Source organism: Methylobacterium sp. J-118 (assembly GCF_057836565.1).
In genome coordinates, this window is sequence record NZ_JBYQFA010000001.1 from 323,468 (window position 1) to 340,488 (window position 17,021).

The 17,021-nt window shown below is 70.0% G+C and carries 18 protein-coding genes; 11 read left to right on the forward strand and 7 right to left on the reverse strand.

Features of this window, described 5'->3' with window-relative positions:
• Positions 1–3: 3 nt before the first annotated feature.
• Positions 4–222 carry a DUF2093 domain-containing protein gene (locus AC3IF3_RS01535; protein ID WP_161393655.1) on the reverse strand — a complete coding sequence of 73 codons (219 nt, stop codon included), beginning with the start codon at positions 220–222 and terminating at the stop codon, positions 4–6.
• Between the two features lie 63 nt (positions 223–285).
• Positions 286–1,272, reverse strand: coding sequence for a bifunctional riboflavin kinase/FAD synthetase (locus AC3IF3_RS01540; protein ID WP_489226922.1), 987 nt, complete (start codon positions 1,270–1,272; stop codon positions 286–288).
• A gap of 300 nt (positions 1,273–1,572) precedes the next feature.
• Between AC3IF3_RS01540 and AC3IF3_RS01545 the strand changes: the two genes are divergently transcribed.
• The 6 genes from AC3IF3_RS01545 to AC3IF3_RS01570 all read left to right on the forward strand — a co-directional run bounded on the left by AC3IF3_RS01545 (position 1,573) and on the right by AC3IF3_RS01570 (position 5,634).
• The gene (locus AC3IF3_RS01545) at positions 1,573–1,956 is read left to right on the forward strand and encodes a response regulator (protein ID WP_091719055.1); all 384 of its coding nucleotides are present in this window, start codon (positions 1,573–1,575) and stop codon (positions 1,954–1,956) included.
• Positions 1,957–2,067: 111 nt separating this feature from the next.
• Positions 2,068–2,601, forward strand: coding sequence for a protein phosphatase CheZ (locus tag AC3IF3_RS01550; RefSeq protein WP_243967998.1), 534 nt, complete (start codon positions 2,068–2,070; stop codon positions 2,599–2,601).
• Between the two features lie 105 nt (positions 2,602–2,706).
• Entirely contained in the window at positions 2,707–3,501 is a 795-nt protein-coding gene (locus tag AC3IF3_RS01555) for a creatininase family protein (protein ID WP_489226923.1), read from the forward strand.
• A gap of 68 nt (positions 3,502–3,569) precedes the next feature.
• Complete coding sequence (locus tag AC3IF3_RS01560; RefSeq protein WP_489226925.1) at positions 3,570–4,289, forward strand: DUF1223 domain-containing protein; 720 nt, start codon at positions 3,570–3,572, stop codon at positions 4,287–4,289.
• Positions 4,290–4,399: 110 nt separating this feature from the next.
• Positions 4,400–4,957 (forward strand): sigma-70 family RNA polymerase sigma factor, encoded by a 558-nt coding sequence (locus tag AC3IF3_RS01565; protein WP_243968054.1) that lies wholly within the window; start codon positions 4,400–4,402, stop codon positions 4,955–4,957.
• A complete protein-coding gene (locus AC3IF3_RS01570; protein WP_489219457.1) occupies positions 4,957–5,634 on the forward strand; it encodes an NrsF family protein in 678 nt (225 codons plus the stop codon). Before AC3IF3_RS01565 ends, AC3IF3_RS01570 begins: the two co-directional genes overlap by 1 nt.
• Before the next feature lie 13 nt (positions 5,635–5,647).
• On the opposite strand, the gene AC3IF3_RS01575 is transcribed toward AC3IF3_RS01570, so the two are convergent.
• Complete coding sequence (locus tag AC3IF3_RS01575) at positions 5,648–6,139, reverse strand: YcgN family cysteine cluster protein (RefSeq protein WP_243968055.1); 492 nt, start codon at positions 6,137–6,139, stop codon at positions 5,648–5,650.
• Positions 6,140–6,387: 248 nt separating this feature from the next.
• On the opposite strand from AC3IF3_RS01575, the gene AC3IF3_RS01580 reads away from it, so the two are divergent.
• Genes AC3IF3_RS01580 through AC3IF3_RS01590 form a run of 3 tightly spaced genes read left to right on the forward strand, consistent with a single transcriptional unit; the run spans position 6,388 to position 9,987 of the window.
• A complete protein-coding gene (locus AC3IF3_RS01580) occupies positions 6,388–8,685 on the forward strand; it encodes a transglycosylase domain-containing protein (RefSeq protein ID WP_489226926.1) in 2,298 nt (765 codons plus the stop codon).
• A 4-nt stretch (positions 8,686–8,689) separates the two neighbouring features.
• A complete protein-coding gene (locus AC3IF3_RS01585) occupies positions 8,690–9,373 on the forward strand; it encodes a DUF1214 domain-containing protein (protein ID WP_489226928.1) in 684 nt (227 codons plus the stop codon).
• Positions 9,361–9,987: a DUF1254 domain-containing protein gene (locus tag AC3IF3_RS01590; protein WP_489226930.1), complete on the forward strand. Its 627-nt coding sequence runs from the start codon at positions 9,361–9,363 to the stop codon at positions 9,985–9,987. The genes AC3IF3_RS01585 and AC3IF3_RS01590 overlap by 13 nt, the downstream gene beginning before the upstream one ends.
• Before the next feature lie 244 nt (positions 9,988–10,231).
• On the opposite strand, the gene AC3IF3_RS01595 is transcribed toward AC3IF3_RS01590, so the two are convergent.
• From AC3IF3_RS01595 to AC3IF3_RS01605, 3 genes are all read right to left on the reverse strand, one after another.
• A complete protein-coding gene (locus tag AC3IF3_RS01595) occupies positions 10,232–11,191 on the reverse strand; it encodes a helix-turn-helix domain-containing protein (protein WP_489226931.1) in 960 nt (319 codons plus the stop codon).
• A 1,074-nt stretch (positions 11,192–12,265) separates the two neighbouring features.
• On the reverse strand, positions 12,266–13,015 hold the full coding sequence (locus AC3IF3_RS01600) for a hypothetical protein (RefSeq protein ID WP_489231212.1): 750 nt from the start codon (positions 13,013–13,015) through the stop codon (positions 12,266–12,268).
• A 118-nt stretch (positions 13,016–13,133) separates the two neighbouring features.
• Positions 13,134–13,343 (reverse strand): hypothetical protein, encoded by a 210-nt coding sequence (locus tag AC3IF3_RS01605; protein WP_243968010.1) that lies wholly within the window; start codon positions 13,341–13,343, stop codon positions 13,134–13,136.
• A gap of 442 nt (positions 13,344–13,785) precedes the next feature.
• Here AC3IF3_RS01605 and AC3IF3_RS01610 point away from each other — a divergent pair, with 442 nt between their 5' ends.
• The gene (locus AC3IF3_RS01610; protein ID WP_243968011.1) at positions 13,786–14,073 is read left to right on the forward strand and encodes a hypothetical protein; all 288 of its coding nucleotides are present in this window, start codon (positions 13,786–13,788) and stop codon (positions 14,071–14,073) included.
• Positions 14,074–14,119: 46 nt separating this feature from the next.
• Positions 14,120–15,076, forward strand: a complete 957-nt coding sequence (gene gshB, locus AC3IF3_RS01615) for a glutathione synthase (RefSeq protein ID WP_489226933.1) — start codon at positions 14,120–14,122, stop codon at positions 15,074–15,076.
• Positions 15,077–15,483: 407 nt separating this feature from the next.
• Here the strand turns inward: gshB and AC3IF3_RS01620 are convergent, their stop codons facing one another.
• On the reverse strand, positions 15,484–17,019 hold the full coding sequence (locus AC3IF3_RS01620) for a cation:proton antiporter (protein WP_489226935.1): 1,536 nt from the start codon (positions 17,017–17,019) through the stop codon (positions 15,484–15,486).
• Between the last annotated feature and the right edge of the window lie 2 nt (positions 17,020–17,021).

The following is a 17,021-nucleotide window of genomic DNA, read 5'->3' on the forward strand; positions in this document are numbered from 1 at the left end:
CGGTCAGGGCCGGCCGGTCTCCTTGAGGCGCTTCAGGATCGCCTCGGGGGAGGCATAGGCCTCCTGGCGCAGGGCGCTCCAGTAGCGCAGAGCGTCGAGGGGGATCGGCTCGCCGGTCACGGCGCAGCGCACGAAGCTGCCGGGCTTGACCACCCGCATGGTCCCGTCGCCATACTCGACCACCGCTTCGCCGTTGTTCGCCCGCTCGTAACGACCCAGCACGTCCGCCTCCTGCTCGTTGCGGCCTTCTACACGATCGGCGCCGGCCGCGATGCCCCCGGGGGCTCAGCCCAGCATGGACCGGGTCTGGTCGCCCGCCAGAACGGCCCGAGCCGCCGCAGCGTCGACATGCATGCGCTCCACCAGGGCGTCGGCGCTCGCGAACCGTTCCTCCCCGCGGATGTATCCGACAAATTCCACGGCGATCTCCTGGCCGTAGAGATCGCCGGAGAAGTCGAACAGGTAGGTCTCCAGGAGCGGCGCGCCGTCGTCGAAGGTCGGGCGGCGGCCGTAGCTGGCAACGCCGTCGCGGAACCGTCCCGATTCCAGGCGCACCCGCACCGCGTAGATCCCGTGGCCCAGGCCGCAATCGGGCAGCATCACGTTGGCGGTGGGGAAGCCGAGTTGCCGGCCGCGCTTGTCGCCGTGGCGGACGGGGCCGAGGACGAACCAGCGATAGCCGAGGAGGCTGTTGGCGCGGGCGACGTCCCCGGAGGCGAGGGCCGCGCGGATCGCGCTCGACGAGACCGGCTCGGCCTCGCTTCCGAGGGCGACCGGCGCCACGATGTGGCAGCTCATGCCCGCCTCCCGGCACAGCGCGGCCAGGATCGCGGGCGTGCCTTCGCGGCCACGGCCGAAATGAAAATCGTGGCCGACGACCACCCCGGACAGGCCGAGCGACCCCCCCAGGAAATCGAGCACGAAGGCGCGCGCGCCGGTGGCGGCCAGCGCCCCGTCGAACCGGCGCACGATCAGGCCGTCGAGCCCGAGGCGCGCGAACACGATCTCCTTGGCGGCGAGGCCGGTGAGGCGGAACATCGGCGCGTCCGGGGTGAAATAGGCCCGCGGATGCGGTTCGAAGGTCAGGACCACGGCGGGCCGGCCGGCCTCGCGGGCCGCTGCCCGCACGCTCTCCACGAGCACGCGGTGGCCGAGATGGACGCCGTCGAAATTGCCGATCGCCGCCACGGCCCCCGTCAGGGCCGGCGGCACCGGCGCGTCGGGGCGGCAGATGGTGAAGGACCGCGCCGCCGTGTCGTCGCCTGGGGCCATCGTTTGGGAGTCGGATGCTGGGAAGGGTCGGGGTGGGGTCGGGTGAGGTCGCCTGCCATGCCCGCGAGGGGCCCGACGCGGCCGGGACCCTGCCGAAAGGTGCCCGGAGGGTCAAGCGAGGGGGTGCCGCAACGCAACACCGAGCCGGGTCATGCGTCGGCGGTGTCGATTAACGGCTTCGCAATGCGCACGCGCTATTTAAAATGCCGTGCAGCGCAGCTAAATTGCAGCCTTAGCGAAGCGTTAAACTTTCCGGGAGCCGCCGCGGCTTCCCGCCGGGCAATACGGAGTAGTTGTTCGATGGCTCTCGACTTGAGCATGCCGATCCTCGTTGTTGACGATTATCAGACGATGGTTCGCATCATTCGTAATCTTTTGAAGCAGCTCGGCTTCGAGGAGGTCGATGACGCTTCCGATGGCACGGAGGCGCTCGCCCGTCTCAAGGACCGCAAGTACGGTCTCGTGATCTCCGATTGGAACATGGAGCCGATGACGGGGTACGAGCTGCTCCGGCATGTGCGCGCCGACGAAAACCTTCGGACGACGCCGTTCATCATGGTGACGGCGGAATCGAAGACCGAGAACGTCATCGCCGCCAAGAAGGCCGGCGTGAACAACTACATCGTCAAGCCGTTCAACGCCGCGACGCTGAAGTCGAAGATCGAGGCGGTCTGCGGCAGCTGATCGGGACCGATGCAACGCTCCCCGCCCCGTCCGGCCGGCTCGTCGATGTCTCGGAAGACAACCAAGCGCGGCGAGGCCCGGCAGGACGGTTTCCGCTCTGAGGAGAACAGCATGTCGTTAGCCGTCGCGCGGCCGGCCGAATCGCGGCTCCGGGAGCCGCAGGCCGTGATCGCCGAGTTGAGCGAGATCGCCGACTACATCGCCCACCTGCGCGAGGAGATCGGTGCGCTGCGGGCGAACGAGATGAGCCAAGACCGGATCCCCATGGCGCATGAGGAACTCGGCAGCGTCGTTGCGGCGACGGCCGGTGCCACCAACACGATCATGGAAGCCGCCGAGGCGATGCTCGGGCTGCCCGACGGGCCGGGCTACCGCGACGCCGTCGAGGAACGCATCAACACGATCTTCGAGGCCTGCGCGTTCCAGGACATCACCGGTCAGCGGATCGCCAAGGTGGTCGAATCGCTGCGGCTGTTCGAGCAGCGGCTCGCCCGGTTCGTCGGCGCCGTGAAGGCGCGCGATACCGCCTCCATGGACCCGACCGAGCGTGCCCGCCGCGCCCGGGCGGAGGATCTGATGCTCCACGGACCCCAGGCCGATCAGCAGGTGCCGTCCCAGGACGATATCGACGCGCTCTTCGGCTGACCCGACTCGCCGAACGCATGTCCGTCGACTCGGCGGCCCCGGGCCGGGTAGAGCCTCTCCGGTGACCTGCCGCCCCCCGGCGGCGGGGAGGAGGCCCCGACAGGCATGGCGGCGCGGCTCTGGTCCGACTTCACCACCGAGGAACTGGCGCGCCGGGATATGCGGCGCGCGGTCGCGGTGCTGCCCGTGGCCGCCATCGAGCAGCACGGGCCGCACCTGCCGCTCGCAACCGACACTGTCATCGCGGAGGGCTACCTCGCCGCCGTTCGCGACATCGTTCCCGCAGATCTCGACGTGCTGCTCCTGCCGGTGCAGGCCGTCGGCAAGTCCGACGAGCACGATGCCTTCCCGGGAACGCTCTCCCTCGACACCGGGACGGCGCTGGCCGCCTGGACAGGGATCGGCGTTGCGCTCCACCGGGCCGGCTGTCGCAAGCTCGTGATCGTCACGAGCCACGGTGGCAACAGCGCGATCATCGACCTCGTGGCGGCGGAATTGCGGGCGCGCTGCGGCATGGTGGCGGTGACGACCGCCTGGGCGCGGTTCGGCTATCCGGAAGGCCTGTTTCCGGAGGGGGAGATCGCCCACGGCATCCATGCCGGCGGCGTCGAGACCGCGCTGATGCTGGCCCTGCGGCCGGATCTCGTGCGGGCCGACCGGATCGCCGATTTTCCGCCGCGATCGCTGGCGATGGTCCGCGACTTCACTTACCTGCGCGCCGGCCGCCCCGCCGCCTTCGCCTGGAAGGCCGGCGATCTCCATCCCTCCGGCGCGATGGGCGATGCGCGGCTCGGAACCGCCGAGGCTGGGCGCGCGGCCCTGGCCCACGGGGCGCAGGCCTTCGTGGCGCTGCTGCGCGACGTGGACGCGTTCGAGCTCGACGGGCCCGGGGTCGCGTAACCGCCGCCGCCGCGGGCCGAAAGGACCGATGCGCCGGCTCGACCCGTCGGCGTATGGGAGTTCAGGCCATGCGCCCTTTCGCCTCGCTCGCCGTCGCCCTGCTCTGCGTCGCCCTCCGCCCGGCCGCGGCGGCGGAGCGGCCCGTGATCGTCGAGCTCTTCACCTCGCAGAGTTGCTCGTCCTGCCCGCCCGCGGAGGCGCTGATCGGCCGGCTCGCCCAGGAGCGCGCCGACGTTCTGCCGCTCGCGTTCCACGTCACCTACTGGAACCATCTGAACTGGCGCGACCCCTACGCCCTGCCGGCCGCGACCGCGCGCCAGGACGCCTACGCCGCCCGCTTCGGCGGCTCCAGCTACACCCCGCAGGCCGTGATCGACGGGCAGGTGGGCCTCGTCGGATCCGATGAGGCGGCGCTGCGCGGCGCGATCGCCCGGGCCCGCGGGGCCGGGCCCGGCATCCCGGTGGCGCTGGCCCGGGACGGCGACCGGATCGTCGCGCGGGTCGGCCCCGGGACCGGCACGGCGCATGTCCTGCTGATCGGGTTCGATCCGAGCCACACCACCCGGGTGCTCCGCGGCGAGAATGCCGGGCAGACCATCGCGCAAGCCAACGTCGTCCGCTCGCTGCACGATCTCGGCCGCTGGTCGGGGGGCGCCGCGACCTTCCCGGCGGCGCGTCCCGAGGGCGAGAATGCCGCCGTGCTTCTGCAGGCGGAGGACGGCCGTATCCTCGGTGCGGCGCGCCTCGGCACCCCCGGCACCGGCGCCGAGCGGGAGGCCCTGCGGTGATCCTCACCCTGCCGGCCGGACCCGCTCCGCGCGGCTGGTCGCTGGCGTTGGGCACCGAGCAGGCGCAAGATGCGGCGCGAGCCGGGGAACGGAACGGCGGCGGAGCCCGGATGGTGCTCGAAGACGAACTCTCGGCGCTGATGGCCGCGGCACAGGGCGGCGATACCGCCGCCTATCGCGCGCTGCTGAAAGCCTGCCTGCCCGTGGTGTCGGCGATCGCCCGGGCGCAGGGCGTGCGCGGCGAGGCGGTGGACGATGTCGTGCAGGATGCGCTGATGACCGTCCACCGGGCGCGGGCGAGCTACGATCCCGGCCGCCCGTTCATGCCCTGGCTGCGGGCCATCACCCAGCGCCGCGCGATCGACCGGCTGCGCCGGGCCGGCCGGCGGCCGCGGGAGGTCAACGACCCCCTGTCCTACGAGGCGGAGGTCGATCCAGGGCCGCCTCCGGGACAGGGGTTGGAGGCGCGGGACCGCGCCGCCGCCCTGGCCCGCGCGGTGGCGGCCCTGCCTGAGGGGCAGCGGCAGGCGGTGGAACATCTCGGCCTGCGCGAACTGTCGCTCGACGAGGCCGCGGCGCTGACCGGCCGGACCAAGGGGGCGCTGAAGGTGAATCTGCATCGGGCGCTGAAGGCGCTCCGGATCAGCCTGACGCGGGAGACGGAGTGATGGCCGATCGCGCCGGCTACGACCCCTCCCGTCACGAACGGCTCGTCGAAGCGCTCGCCGGCCGCCTGGAACCGGTCCGGCCCCTGCCCGCGCCGGCGATCCGCGCGACACTGTGGCTCGCCGCGGCCCTGCTGGTCGGGCTGCTCCTGGCCGCGGAGGTCGACACGGCGAGTTTCATGCTGCGCATGCACGTGCCGGATCTCGCCCTGGCGGCCCTCGGCGCCGTCGCCACGGCGGTCACCGCCGCCTACGCGGCCTTCGCGACGAGCGTGCCGGGCCGCTCCGGACGATGGGCGCTGCTGCCGCTGCCGCCGTTGGCTCTCTGGATCGGTGCCAGCGGGATGGGGTGCCTCCGCGACTGGATCGCCCCAGGGGCCGACATTCCGGGCGCCCACACAGTTGCGGGCTGTTTCAGCTTCCTGATCTGCGTCTCGGTGCCGCTGTCGGTGCTGATCGTGGTGATGCTGCGCCGCGCCTGCCCGCTGCGGCCGAACCTGACGGCGGCGCTCGGGGGGCTCGCGGTGGCGGCCGCGGCGGCGGCGCTGCTGATGCCGGTGCACCCGCACGATGCCACTGCGACGGATCTGCTGATCCACGCCGCCGCGGTCGCCATCGTCATCGCCCTGAACGGGCTCGCCGGCGGGCGGCTGCTCGGCCGCGGTGCCGGCCTCGACTGAGCGGCGATAGGCGTCAGTCGGCCGTCGGATCGGCCGCTGGCCAATCGACGATCCGATCCGGCAACTCGTCCTCGGTGAACTCCTCCTCGTGGCCGGCGAGGCGGCCGCGGATCGAGATCCCGGCCTCGTGCACGCTCGACGCCCGGCCCGAGACCAGGGGATGCCAGGGATAGAGCGGTTCGCCGTCCCGCACGAGCCGGTAGGCGCAGGTCGGCGGCAGCCAGGGGATCGTCCGCACCGCCTCCGGCGTCAACCGGACGCAGTCGGGCACCCGCTTCTGGCGGTGGAGATAATCGCGGCACCGGCAGGTGAGGCCGTCGAGCAACGTGCAGCCGATATCGGTGTGGTGAACCTCGCCGGTATCGTCGTCCTCGAGCTTCAGGAGGCAGCACCGGCCGCAGCCGTCGCACAGACTTTCCCACTCCGATGGGGTCATGGCTTCAAGCGTCTTGGTCCGCCAGAACGGCTCGGCTGCCCCGCGGCGCGCCGCCTCGGGCTTCGGCATGGTCATCGTCTCTCGATCGGGAGGCGCGTCTCTCTGCCCGAGCCGGACCAGCGGGGCAAGCGGGGCCGGCCGGATCGCCCCGCGTGCCCGCCGCGGCGATTCGCGAGCCTGCACAGAGCCTCGCCCGCGGTTGCGGATCCTGCTATGGAGGTCGATGCCGTGCGGTGCCCCGGCCGCGGGATCCACGCCTGCGGTGCGGACGCTCGACCATCCGCCGCGAAGGCTCTCGACAAGCCGGGTCCGACATCGTGCGCCTGCCGACGCTCACCGAGATCAAGGTCCGCCTCGAACGCGCCGCCCTCGCGTTCGATGCCTGGGTCAATGCCAGCCTGTACGATGGCGGCCAGTCCACCGGCGAGGCCTACGAACGCTTCCGGCGCTTCACGGGCCGCTTCGCCGTGCGCGGCTGGAAGCGCGTCCTCCTCGATCTGACCAGCGAGGGCGTCACCATCGGGACCGGCGGCGCGGTGCTGCTGCTGGCCTTCGCGCAGCCCGCCTTCCAGTTGACCAGCGAGAACTGGCTGAAGCAGCAGGACCTCGCCGTCACCTTCCTCGACCGCTACGGCACCGAGGTCGGCCGGCGCGGCATCAAGCACGACGACTCGCTCAAGCTCGACGAGTTTCCCGACATCATGATCAAGGCGCTGGTCTCCACGGAGGACCGGCGCTTCTACGAGCATTGGGGCATCGACCCGATCGGCACCCTGCGCGCGCTGGTCAACAATTCGAAGGGCGGCAACGGCACGCAGGGCGGCTCCTCGATCACCCAGCAGCTCGCCAAGAATCTCTTCCTGACCAACGAGCGGTCGCTGGAGCGGAAGATCAACGAGGCGTTCCTGGCCCTCTGGCTGGAGAGCCACCTCACCAAGAACGAGATCCTGAAGCTCTACCTCGACCGGGCCTATATGGGCGGCGGCACCTTCGGCGCGGTAGCGGCGGCGGATTACTATTTCGGCAAGCCGCTGAAGGACATCAGCCTTGCCGAGGCCGCCATGCTGGCGGGCCTGTTCAAGGCGCCGACCAAATACGCCCCGCACGTCAACCTGCCCGCGGCCCGCGCCCGCGCGGCCGACGTGCTGCACAACATGGTGGAGGCCGGCTTCGTCACGGAGGGCCAGATCCAGACGGCGCTCCGCAACCCGGCGACGCCGGTCACCCGCACCCGCGACATCACCGCCGACTATTACCTCGACTGGGCCTTCGGCGAGATCAAGGCCATGGCCGATGCCGGCAAGCTGCGCAGCGACCGCGTCCTCACGGTCAAGACGCCGCTGGACCTCGCCATCCAGAAGCGGGCCGACGAGGTCGTGGCCGACACGCTGCGCAAATCCGGCGACGCCCTGGACGTCGACGAGGCCGCCATGGTGATCCTCGATCCGGACGGGGCGCTGCGCGCCATGGTGGGCGGCGCGGATTACGGCGAGAGCCAGTTCAACCGCGCCACCGACGCGCTCCGCCAGCCGGGCTCCTCGTTCAAGCCCTACGTCTATTCCGCCGCCCTGGCCTCTGGCCTGTTCAAGCCCGACACGATCGTGGTCGACAGCCCGGTCTGCATCGGCAACTGGTGCCCGCAGAATTACGGCCGCTCCTATTCCGGCCGGGTACCGATGTGGCTCGCCGTGGCGAAGTCGATCAACACGATCCCGATCAAGATCTCGATCGCGCTGGGCAAGGGCATGGGGATCACCCACGAGGCCCGCGCCGCCAAGGCCGGCCGTGCCAAGATCATCGAGACCGCCCATCGCATGGGCATCACCACGAACCTGATCGACACGGTCTCGATGCCGATCGGCTCGGACGAGGTCACGGTGATCGACCAGGCGGCCGGCTACGCCGTGTTTGCCAACGGTGGCTTCAAGGCCAAGCCCTACGCCGCCATGGAGGTCAAGAACTCCTCGGGCGAGGTGATCTACCGCCACGCCGACGAGGCGCCCGAGCGGGTGCTGTCGCCCCAGGTGGTGGCCGACATGAACTTCATGCTCAACAAGGTGGTCGAGGAGGGCACCGGCAAGCGGGCGCAGCTCGAGGGCATGAAGGTCGCCGGCAAGTCCGGCACCACGAACGCCTACCGGGACGCGTGGTTCGTCGGCTACACGGGCAATTACGTCGGCGCGGTCTGGTTCGGCAACGACGACCACACCTCGACCAACAAGCTGACCGGCGGCTCGCTCCCGGCCCAGACCTGGCACGACGTGATGGAGCCCGCCCACCAGGGCATCGAGATCAAGCCCCTGCCAGGATTGAAAGAGAGCCCCCGGGCCGCCCAGCAGCAGGCCTCCGGCGGGCCAACCGCGCCGATCGACCCCAATGCCAGCGCCTACGGCAAGCTGTCGCGCCGCTCCTTCGAGGTGATCAACGGCCTGAACGGGCTGTTCCGCACGGTGGAGCGCGTCCCGGGCGCGGAGCCGGCGCCGCGATCCGGGACCGGCGACGCGCCGAAGGGCGGCCGCAAGCCCGACGATCGTGCCTCGGGCATACCGTCGGCCCGGCCCCGGGCCGTGGCCGAGGGCGTCCGCGCGCCCGCCGGCTTCGTCGAGGTCCGGTGACGGCATGAGGCGCGCGATTTCTGCGCCGGTCGGCCGCGCCGCTGCGTCCGACGGGGCGCCGCAGGGCGGTGCGATCCGGTTCGTCCGGACCCTGTGGCGCAAGAGTTCGGTGGCCGGGCTCGCCGTCTATGCCCTGGGGCTCGGCGGCGTGCTCGGGGTCGCCAGCGCCGACTGGGCGACGCGCGGCGGCTATCCCTTCGGCGGGGTCCAGGTCGGCGCCTGGACGGCGTGGCCGCGGGCCGGCGCCGCCTCCGCCGATCCCTATACCCGCGCGGTCAATGCCCGCCGGGGCGAGATCCCCCTGGCGGTGGGCGAGGGACTCCTCATGACCGCGTCGGTGGACGATGCCGGCCAGGCGCTCGACGCCACCTGCACCTATCGGATCGGCGGCGGAACGCCCCCCGCCCGGGCCTGGACCATCACGGTCGCCGGCCGCGGCTCACGCGAGCCCGGCCGCCCGGCCTTGCGCGAGGGCTTCACCTCCACGGAGGTGCTGCGCACGGCCGACGGGCGGTTCGCAGTGGTGCTGGCGCCGGACGTCCAGCCCGGCAACTGGCTCCCGAGCCCCCGGGCGCGCGGTCCGGTCCGGCTGGCCCTGCGCCTCTACGACACGCCGGCGGCCGCCAGCGTCGGATCCCTCGACCGGAACGCGGTGCCGGCCATCACCCGCCTGGGATGCGCGTCGTGAGCCTGCGCGTCGTCTACGCCACGCTGCTCGGCCTCGTGCTGGCCGGGATCGTCCATATCGCGGCGATCCTGGCGATCCCGGTCCTGTCGGAGAAGGATGCCATCTCGCGCGCCGGGACCAGCGAGAGCCTGGATCACCCCCAGTCGATCTACACGGTGGCCACCGGCGACGACCCCTCCCCGCCCGAGGCGTGGCTGCCGATCCCGGATCCCGCCGTAGCGGTGGGCGTCTGTGCCTACGACCTGTCCGATGGGCCGATGCGCGTCTCGGCGCGGACCGGGTTGCTGTCCCTGTCGCTCGCCGCCCATGCCCGCCGCGGCGCCTTCTACGCGGTGACCGACCAGGCGGCGGTCCGCGGTGCCCTGGACCTCGTGATCCTCACCCGCGCCCAGTACGACGAGGCCTTGGCCGACGACGACGAGAACGATCCGAGCCGCGACGTGCGCATCGTCGCGCCGGACACGCGCGGCTTCGTGGTGGTGCGGGTGATCGCCGGCCTGCCGAGCCAGCGGCCCGCCGCGAACGCCGCGGTGCAGGCCGTGTCGTGTACCACCGACACGCCGACGGACGAGCCAACGGGCAAGGATTCGTCCGGCAAGGGTGCGGGGCGGTAGCGGGACCGCGGCACGGGTTCGTCCTGTTGACCGGCTGTGGTCGCCCCGTGTCGGGCCTATCGTTGGCCGTCAGAGCGTCCTCGAACCGGACCTTGGGGCGCGCGCGGCGGAAACGGACCTGCCGCATCCTGTCGGATACCGGAACCGGCACGATGCCGGAGGTCCTTGCTTCCGCATCGTCTTTTTTCCGAAAGCCGGAGGCCACCTGTCGGGACGATGCTCGCGCGCCGGGCGGCGCGGCGATCTACGCGCCGTCCAAACGTTTCGCAAGCCGGAAGTCGCTGGGCGACAGACCGAACTGGTCCTTGAAGCGGCGGGAGAAATGGGCCTGGGTGGTGAAACCGCTTCCGTAGGCCAGCATTCCGATCGGCAGATGGGCGCAGCCCGGGTCCGCCAAGCGCGTGGCCGCCACCTCCAGCCGGCGCTTCCAGATCCAGTCGGAGATGTGTTGCCCGCGCTCGTGGAACAATTGCTGCAGCCGACGCAGCGACACACCGACCGCGGCGGCCAGCTGCGGTGGGTCGAGGGTCGGATCGCTCAAGTGCGCTTCGATATAGGCCTTGGCCCGCTGGACAACGACGGTGCCATAGAGCGGCTGGGGCACCTCCCGCGCTATCCGCTCGGCGATGCTGGCGACGATCAGGTCCACGCCGATCGACGCCATGCGGTCGGCCGCGTCAGGCGTCATCTGATGCCCCACCTGGATCAACTCGTTCAGAAACGTCAAGGCTAGGCTCGTGGAGGCGAACTCAGACCCCACGGTCAACGATGTGTAGAGCCGGGTCGGACCGAGGACGCTCTCCAGGCGCGTGCGTGGTATCTGAAGAACGAGGCAGTCTGAGCCTCTGCTCGTGGTCAGCACCGTTGGCCGGTGGTCGATCACCACCAGATCACCCTTCCGTTGCACAGAACTCCGATCGTCCTGGCAAGATGTCGCCCGGCCGGCATACGTGAAGGTCGCCATGACAAGTCCGTCGTCGCCGTGACGCGGAATCAGGCACGTCGTCGCCTCGTTTCGCACGGCGCCCATCGTGCTGCGGTTCATCGCGATGGATCCGACGCGGGCGACCGCCATTTTGGCTTCGAACACGCTGTCGTCGAGGCGCTGCTGCTCCACCGTCGCGCCGAGCTCGGAAATCTTGTCTTTCCAGGCTTTGAAGGTGTTCCGGGGATGAAGCCCCTCGGTGGAAAACACTGTTTTCATAGGTAGATATTTTTATTTGAAGATATATTTACAGTTGGCGAATGACGCGATGTCAGCAAGTCTGCGCCTAGGACCCTTGCTTGCAGAAGTTTTCAGGTCAGATTTCATGCGCGAAAGCACAGGTGACGTCGTCGGGCTCGCACCATTGTGAGATATGCCAGATACCAGTTAGCTCGTTCAGGTTTGGTGTTGGGCGGTCGGTCGCAACCTGAGGAGTGTCTATCGCGAAGTGTTAGGAGCAATCCGCCCTCGGCAGATCAGCGTATACACCCCAAGCATAGGATCTCAAGACCTCTCGGTTCAGACACGACAACTCCACCCGACATCAGGTCGAGCGCACCGCGCGATTCAGACTTCATTGAACTTGGCAGCCGATAGCCAGAGATGGGAGTGATCTCTTTGAAGTGGGCTGTATTGCAACAATTGGCATGAGCGACGGTGGGTCGGAAGGGCGTTAAAAGCAATCCGCCGAGCCATGAAATCAACATGACAAAGTGTGTGGCATCGATTCCTGTTCAGGCTGATAATTGATTGTTCGTATTCTATGTTGCTTGCAATAGTACCTTTTTTATATATTTAGTAAAATTCCATGGCGCGGCATAGTTTGCTCAAGTGAATCGATGTTGGTTCATAACTGATATATCAACAATCGGTCTCGGCTCGGCGCGATCTATAAAATGTCTGTTAGCGCCGGCGAGACGCTCGGAGCATTCGGGCTCGATCGCCTGTATCTCCTGCCTGTCGTTTTTCGACTTTCTTGAGCGCGGGATCCTGGTCGATGGCGGCCGTGATCCGCGCTTTCGTCCTCAGAGTCCGATAGATTATCCGTCCGTGAAACAAGCCGTTCCGGTCGTAAGTCTCCGTTTCATCGGGCGGCCGGCATGCGCACGCTCGCGGATGCCGCAGGGGGTCGCGAGCGGGCGGAGCGGCAACGTCCGCCGCGCTGCCGTTTCGCTCGGACGCCGACCCGCTGAAATCCAGCCGAAGCGGCAGGCCTGCCGGTGACGGCGTCCGGAGATGCGAGACGCTTGACCTTCGTCTCGCGGCCACACCGGCAACGCCGCCCGCAGCCGCTCAGTCCTTCACAACCAGCGGCCCCGCCTGTGCGACCGGCAACGGCACCGGTCCGAGCCCGCAGCGCGCGGCCGCGTCGGCCGGGAGGAGCGGATCGAGGAGGTTCCGGCGCGCGGCCAGCATCAGGATGGACCGTTCCGCCGAGACCGAGTCCGGGGCCGGCGCCGCGGCGAACAGGTGCTCCAGGGCGAAGCGGTAGCGGGCGAGCCGCAGGCCGGCCTCGAGCCGCACCCAGGCGATCAGGCAGCGGTTCTCGGCGACGCGCTGGGCGGCGTCCCGCACGTCTGCGGCTTCGAGGGTCTTGGCGAAGGGCAGGCTGCGCAGGCGCGCGGCGTCCGCGTCGATCACCCGGGCGGCCAGCGCCGTGAATAGCGGGATCAGGCGGGCATCCGCCGTGGCATCGTCGCCGAGCTGGCGGTAGCGGGACACCGGTGAGCGCGACGGCTCGGCGGTCAGCGTATCGTAATAGGCGCCGACTTCCTCGAAGCGCCAGGCCGGCGGCATCGCGTGGGCGCTGGCGAGGCCGAGCAGCAGGTCCTGGAAGGCCGAGAAGGAACTTGCCGGCTGCACGAACCGCCAGGCGCGGTCGCGCAAAGCCTGCTCGTCGTCGGTGAGCCCGGAATCGAGCAGGAGCCGACCGCGGTCATGGGTGCTGAAGCTGCCGGTCGTGTCGATGAGACCGTTCCGCACCCCCGTCCGCGGTCGGCCAAAATCGCCGCCCTGCGTGCAGGCGGCGAGCAGCGCCAGCATCACGCCAGCGGGCACAAGCCGGGCCGCTGCGGATGCGCGGCGGACGCGGCCCTGTCGGACCGGCCTCGGGGCGTTGGCGGACACGGCGCGTCGCCGCTCGGGCATCGTCGGGATGCCGTCAGGAGGCGAGGCGCTCGTAGCGCACGCCGAGGAACAGCAGGATTTCGCCGCGCCGCTCGTCCGAGCGCGGGATCCGGAAGGCTTTCCGCGCCTCCGGGCCGGGGAAAGGAATCACGATCGTGTCCGCGGCCGGGGCGGCCTCGCGCGTCCGGCCCGTCATGGCGACGCACGGGCTGTCGTCGGTCTCCTGCGGCTTGAAAAGGCTCATGGTCTCCGGCTCCTGTCGGCGGTCCGAGCGTCCGGCCCGGGCCCTGCGGAGGGCGTCGGCAAGGGCTACGAGGGCAATCCAACACGGGGTGGTTAACGGACTCTTTCCGGCGCATGCACCGGAATTCGACCCTCCGGACAGGTTGGCGCGCGAATTGCGAAGACGGATCTGCCCATGGCGGGCGTTTCCTCCCTTCGACTTGAGGCCCTGCCCGATCCCGGGCGGGGCCGTTTCTTGTGAGGATGCCATCGTCCGGAGCGACGCTCGGGCGATGCGGCCCGGCGGCAACACTCCGGCGAAGCGTGGCCGCGACGTCGGCGCGCGGAACCCCCGTGAACCTCCGACGCTTGCCTACCGCCCGGCGCGACCGATATGCCGGATGCCTGTGGAGGGGATCGCCGCGTCGGTCCTCCGCCCGAACGAAATTTGAGGACACCGCTGAATGCGACTGGTTCCGGAACGATCCCTGCGCGCTGTCCGCCGCCGCGGGCTGGCCGCGTTGGCGCTGCTCGCGCTCGCCGCCGGCCCGGCCCACGCCCAACGCGAGGACCAGGGTCTACAGCTCGGCTGTGCGAACGACTATTTCCGCCTCTGCGCCGGCGTCGACCCGAACAGCCCGGACGCGGAGAAGTGCATGACGCGCAACCGCAAGCGCCTGTCGCCCGAGTGCCGTTCGGCCATCGGGGATTACGACAAGCGTACCGGCAGCAAGTCGCTGTCCGACGATTGAGCACGGATCCGATCGAGACGATCGCGGCCGGCGAGGGGCGTTATCGATGAGCCTGACCGTCGCGGTTCAGATGGACCCGATCCAGAACATCCGGATCGCGGGTGACACCACCTTCGCCCTGCTGCTGGAAGCCCAGCGGCGGGGCCATTCCCTCCTGCACTACACGCCGGACCGGCTCTCGATGCAGGGCCGGCGCGTCACCGCCCGGGTCGAGCGGCTGACCGTCCAGGATGTCGAGGGCGCGCATTTCACCCTGGCGCCCCCGGAGCGGATCGACCTCGCGGAGGCGGACGTGGTGCTGATGCGCCAGGATCCGCCCTTCGACATGGCCTACATCACGGCCACCCACATGCTGGAGCGGATCCACCCGGAGACGCTGGTCGTCAACGATCCCTTCGAGGTGCGCAACGCCCCCGAGAAGCTGTTCGTCCTCGACTTCCCCGAATTGATGCCGCCGACCCTGATCAGCCGCGACAAGGCGGAGATCGAGGCGTTCCGGCTGGAGCACGGCACCGTGGCGATGAAGCCGCTGCACGGGCACGGCGGCGCGGCGGTGTTCAAGGTCACCGAGAAGGACTCGAATTTCGGCTCCATGTTCGACCTGTTCGCCACGACCTTCCGGGAGGCCTGGGTGGTGCAGCGTTACCTCGACCGGGTGACAGAGGGCGACAAGCGCATCATCCTGGTCGACGGCGTCCCCATGGGCGCGGTCAACCGGGTGCCGGCGGCCAACGACATCCGCTCCAACATGGTCCGCGGCGGTGCCGCTTCCGCCTCGGAGCTGACGGAGCGCGAGCGCGAGATCTGCGCCGCGATCGGTCCGGAACTGGCGCGCCGCGGCCTGATCCTGGTCGGGATCGACGTGATCGACGGCCATCTCACCGAGATCAACGTCACCTCCCCCACCGGCATCCGGGCGATCCAGCGTCTCGGCGGCCCCGACCTTTCGGTTGCGGTCTGGGACGCGATCGAATCCCGGATCACGGCGCGCAAGGGCGTGTGATCGAAGCGCCCTCCCGGAGACGTCTCGGCGCACCCCCTCCCCCGCGGAGCTGCGATGGTCACACATCGCTGGCCGAGACGTTCTCTCCTCCCCCTTGCGGCTACGGGCTACACAGGTTTGAGAAACAGGTGCTGTCGCGGACCGCGATGCGTCCTTCTCCCAGGCGGGCTACCGGATGCACACATCTTCGACGCTAGAGGGCAGCGGTCGGATACAATCGCATGTCCCTCCCCCGCAGAGGGGGAGGGAGGGCGCGTGTCATCTCTGGAGCTTGGTCTAAAGTCCAGCCGGAGCGATACAAAACCCGACGTGTGGATCCGGTAGCCCGCAGAGGGGGGAGAGCAGCGGGGCCGTTCACGCCCGTTCTTTAATGAAGATGTCCAAACACTGTGATCCGTCCGCCGCGCTCACGTCTCCGCCTTCGGCGTCGCGCTGAGCTCGGCCCAGTCGAACTCCCCCTCCAGCAGGTAATAGGCGTCGTCGCCGATGCGGCCGCGGCGGCGCAGGGCCAGCACCGCGTCGCGGGCCGCCTCGACGGCGTGGCGCCGCGCGGCATCCGCCGGCAGGCTCTCCGGAGCACGGCCCTCCTCGTGCTCCTCGGCCTCCGCCAGGGCCGCGCGGAATTCGGCGCGCAGGGCGTCGGTGGCCGGCTCGTCCTCGGCTCCGGCGAGTGAGTCGAGGGCGGCCTTATAGGCTGCGGCCCGAGCGCGCCCCGTCTCGCGTCCCACGGGGTCGTCGTCCTCCAGCTTCAGGTACGCCAGGAGTGGGCGCAGCGTCAGGCCCTGGACGATCAGGGTGCCCAGCACGGTGAAGAAGGTGGTGAACACCACGAGGTCCCGGTGCGGGAAGGCGGCGGGCAGCGCCAGGGCGGCCACCACCGTGACGATCCCGCGCATGCCCGCCCAGGACAGGGCGAGGCCGGGGCCGAGACGCGCCGGCGCGCCCGCCTGCCTGAGACCGAGGCCGCGCATCCCGGTGGTCGGCAGGACCCAGGCAAGGCGGGTCACCACTACGGTGGCGAAGGTCGCACCGGCGAGGATCAGGGCCTGCCAGGCATCCGCGCCGGTCAGCCGGTCCCTGATCGGATCGATCTGGATGCCGATCAGCACGAAGGCCAGGACGTTGAGCACGAACACCGCCGTGTCCCACACCGCGTAGGAGATCACCCGGGCCCGCGGCGCGGTCACGCCGGGCGCGCGACGGGCGACCGTCACCGCGAAGGTGACGATGGTGAGCACGCCGGAGAGGTCCAGCCGCTCCGCCGCGAGCCAGATCCCGAAGGCGGCGACGAACTGCATCACGATCGCGCTCGCCGGGTCGGTGATGCGCCGCGTGAGGGCGACGAAGATCATGCCGAGGACGGGCCCGACGGCGAGGCTTGCCACCACGCCCAGGAGAAACGCCGGCGCCACCTCGGCCGGGTGGAAGGTGCCGGCCATCGCGGCCGTGACGGCGAGGCGGTAGATCAGCAGCGAGGCGGCGTCGTTGAGCAGGCTCTCGCCGCGCAGGATCGTGGCGAGGCGGTGCGGCATCGGCGCGTGCTTGAGCACCGCCAAGGCCGCCACCGCGTCGGGCGGGGCGACCACGGCGCCGAGCACGAGGCAGGCGGCGAGCGGCATATCCGGCACGATCAGCTTCGCCACCACCGCGACCGCGACGGTCGTGACCGCGACGGCGCCGACCGCCAGCCCGAACACGGCGCGCCAATTCTCCTTCAGGTCCCGGATAGAGGCGTCGAACCCGGCATCGAGCAGCACCGGCGCCAGGAACAGGGCGAGGGCGAGTTCGGGATCGAGGCGCAGATTCGGCACCCCCGGGACGAAGGCGAGGCCGACGCCCCCCAGGGCCAGGAAGGCCGGATAGGGCGCACCGAGCCGGCGCGCGAGGCCAGCCAACAGGACGGCGCCGAACAGGACGCCGACGACCCACTCGAAGATCAGCATGC

Excerpts from the sequence above, each read along its gene's own strand:
- AC3IF3_RS01540 (WP_489226922.1), bottom strand. The coding sequence starts at position 1,272 with ATGGCCCCAGGCGACGACACGGCGGCGCGGTCCTTCACCATCTGCCGC.
- AC3IF3_RS01545 (WP_091719055.1), top strand. The coding sequence starts at position 1,573 with ATGGCTCTCGACTTGAGCATGCCGATCCTCGTTGTTGACGATTATCAG.
- AC3IF3_RS01550 (WP_243967998.1), top strand. The coding sequence starts at position 2,068 with ATGTCGTTAGCCGTCGCGCGGCCGGCCGAATCGCGGCTCCGGGAGCCG.
- AC3IF3_RS01555 (WP_489226923.1), top strand. The coding sequence starts at position 2,707 with ATGGCGGCGCGGCTCTGGTCCGACTTCACCACCGAGGAACTGGCGCGC.
- AC3IF3_RS01560 (WP_489226925.1), top strand. The coding sequence starts at position 3,570 with ATGCGCCCTTTCGCCTCGCTCGCCGTCGCCCTGCTCTGCGTCGCCCTC.
- AC3IF3_RS01565 (WP_243968054.1), top strand. The coding sequence starts at position 4,400 with ATGGTGCTCGAAGACGAACTCTCGGCGCTGATGGCCGCGGCACAGGGC.
- AC3IF3_RS01570 (WP_489219457.1), top strand. The coding sequence starts at position 4,957 with ATGGCCGATCGCGCCGGCTACGACCCCTCCCGTCACGAACGGCTCGTC.
- AC3IF3_RS01575 (WP_243968055.1), bottom strand. The coding sequence starts at position 6,139 with ATGCCGAAGCCCGAGGCGGCGCGCCGCGGGGCAGCCGAGCCGTTCTGG.
- AC3IF3_RS01585 (WP_489226928.1), top strand. The coding sequence starts at position 8,690 with ATGAGGCGCGCGATTTCTGCGCCGGTCGGCCGCGCCGCTGCGTCCGAC.
- AC3IF3_RS01590 (WP_489226930.1), top strand. The coding sequence starts at position 9,361 with ATGCGCGTCGTGAGCCTGCGCGTCGTCTACGCCACGCTGCTCGGCCTC.
- AC3IF3_RS01595 (WP_489226931.1), bottom strand. The coding sequence starts at position 11,191 with ATGAAAACAGTGTTTTCCACCGAGGGGCTTCATCCCCGGAACACCTTC.
- AC3IF3_RS01600 (WP_489231212.1), bottom strand. The coding sequence starts at position 13,015 with ATGCTGGCGCTGCTCGCCGCCTGCACGCAGGGCGGCGATTTTGGCCGA.
- AC3IF3_RS01605 (WP_243968010.1), bottom strand. The coding sequence starts at position 13,343 with ATGAGCCTTTTCAAGCCGCAGGAGACCGACGACAGCCCGTGCGTCGCC.
- AC3IF3_RS01610 (WP_243968011.1), top strand. The coding sequence starts at position 13,786 with ATGCGACTGGTTCCGGAACGATCCCTGCGCGCTGTCCGCCGCCGCGGG.
- gshB (WP_489226933.1), top strand. The coding sequence starts at position 14,120 with ATGAGCCTGACCGTCGCGGTTCAGATGGACCCGATCCAGAACATCCGG.
- AC3IF3_RS01620 (WP_489226935.1), bottom strand. The coding sequence starts at position 17,019 with ATGCTGATCTTCGAGTGGGTCGTCGGCGTCCTGTTCGGCGCCGTCCTG.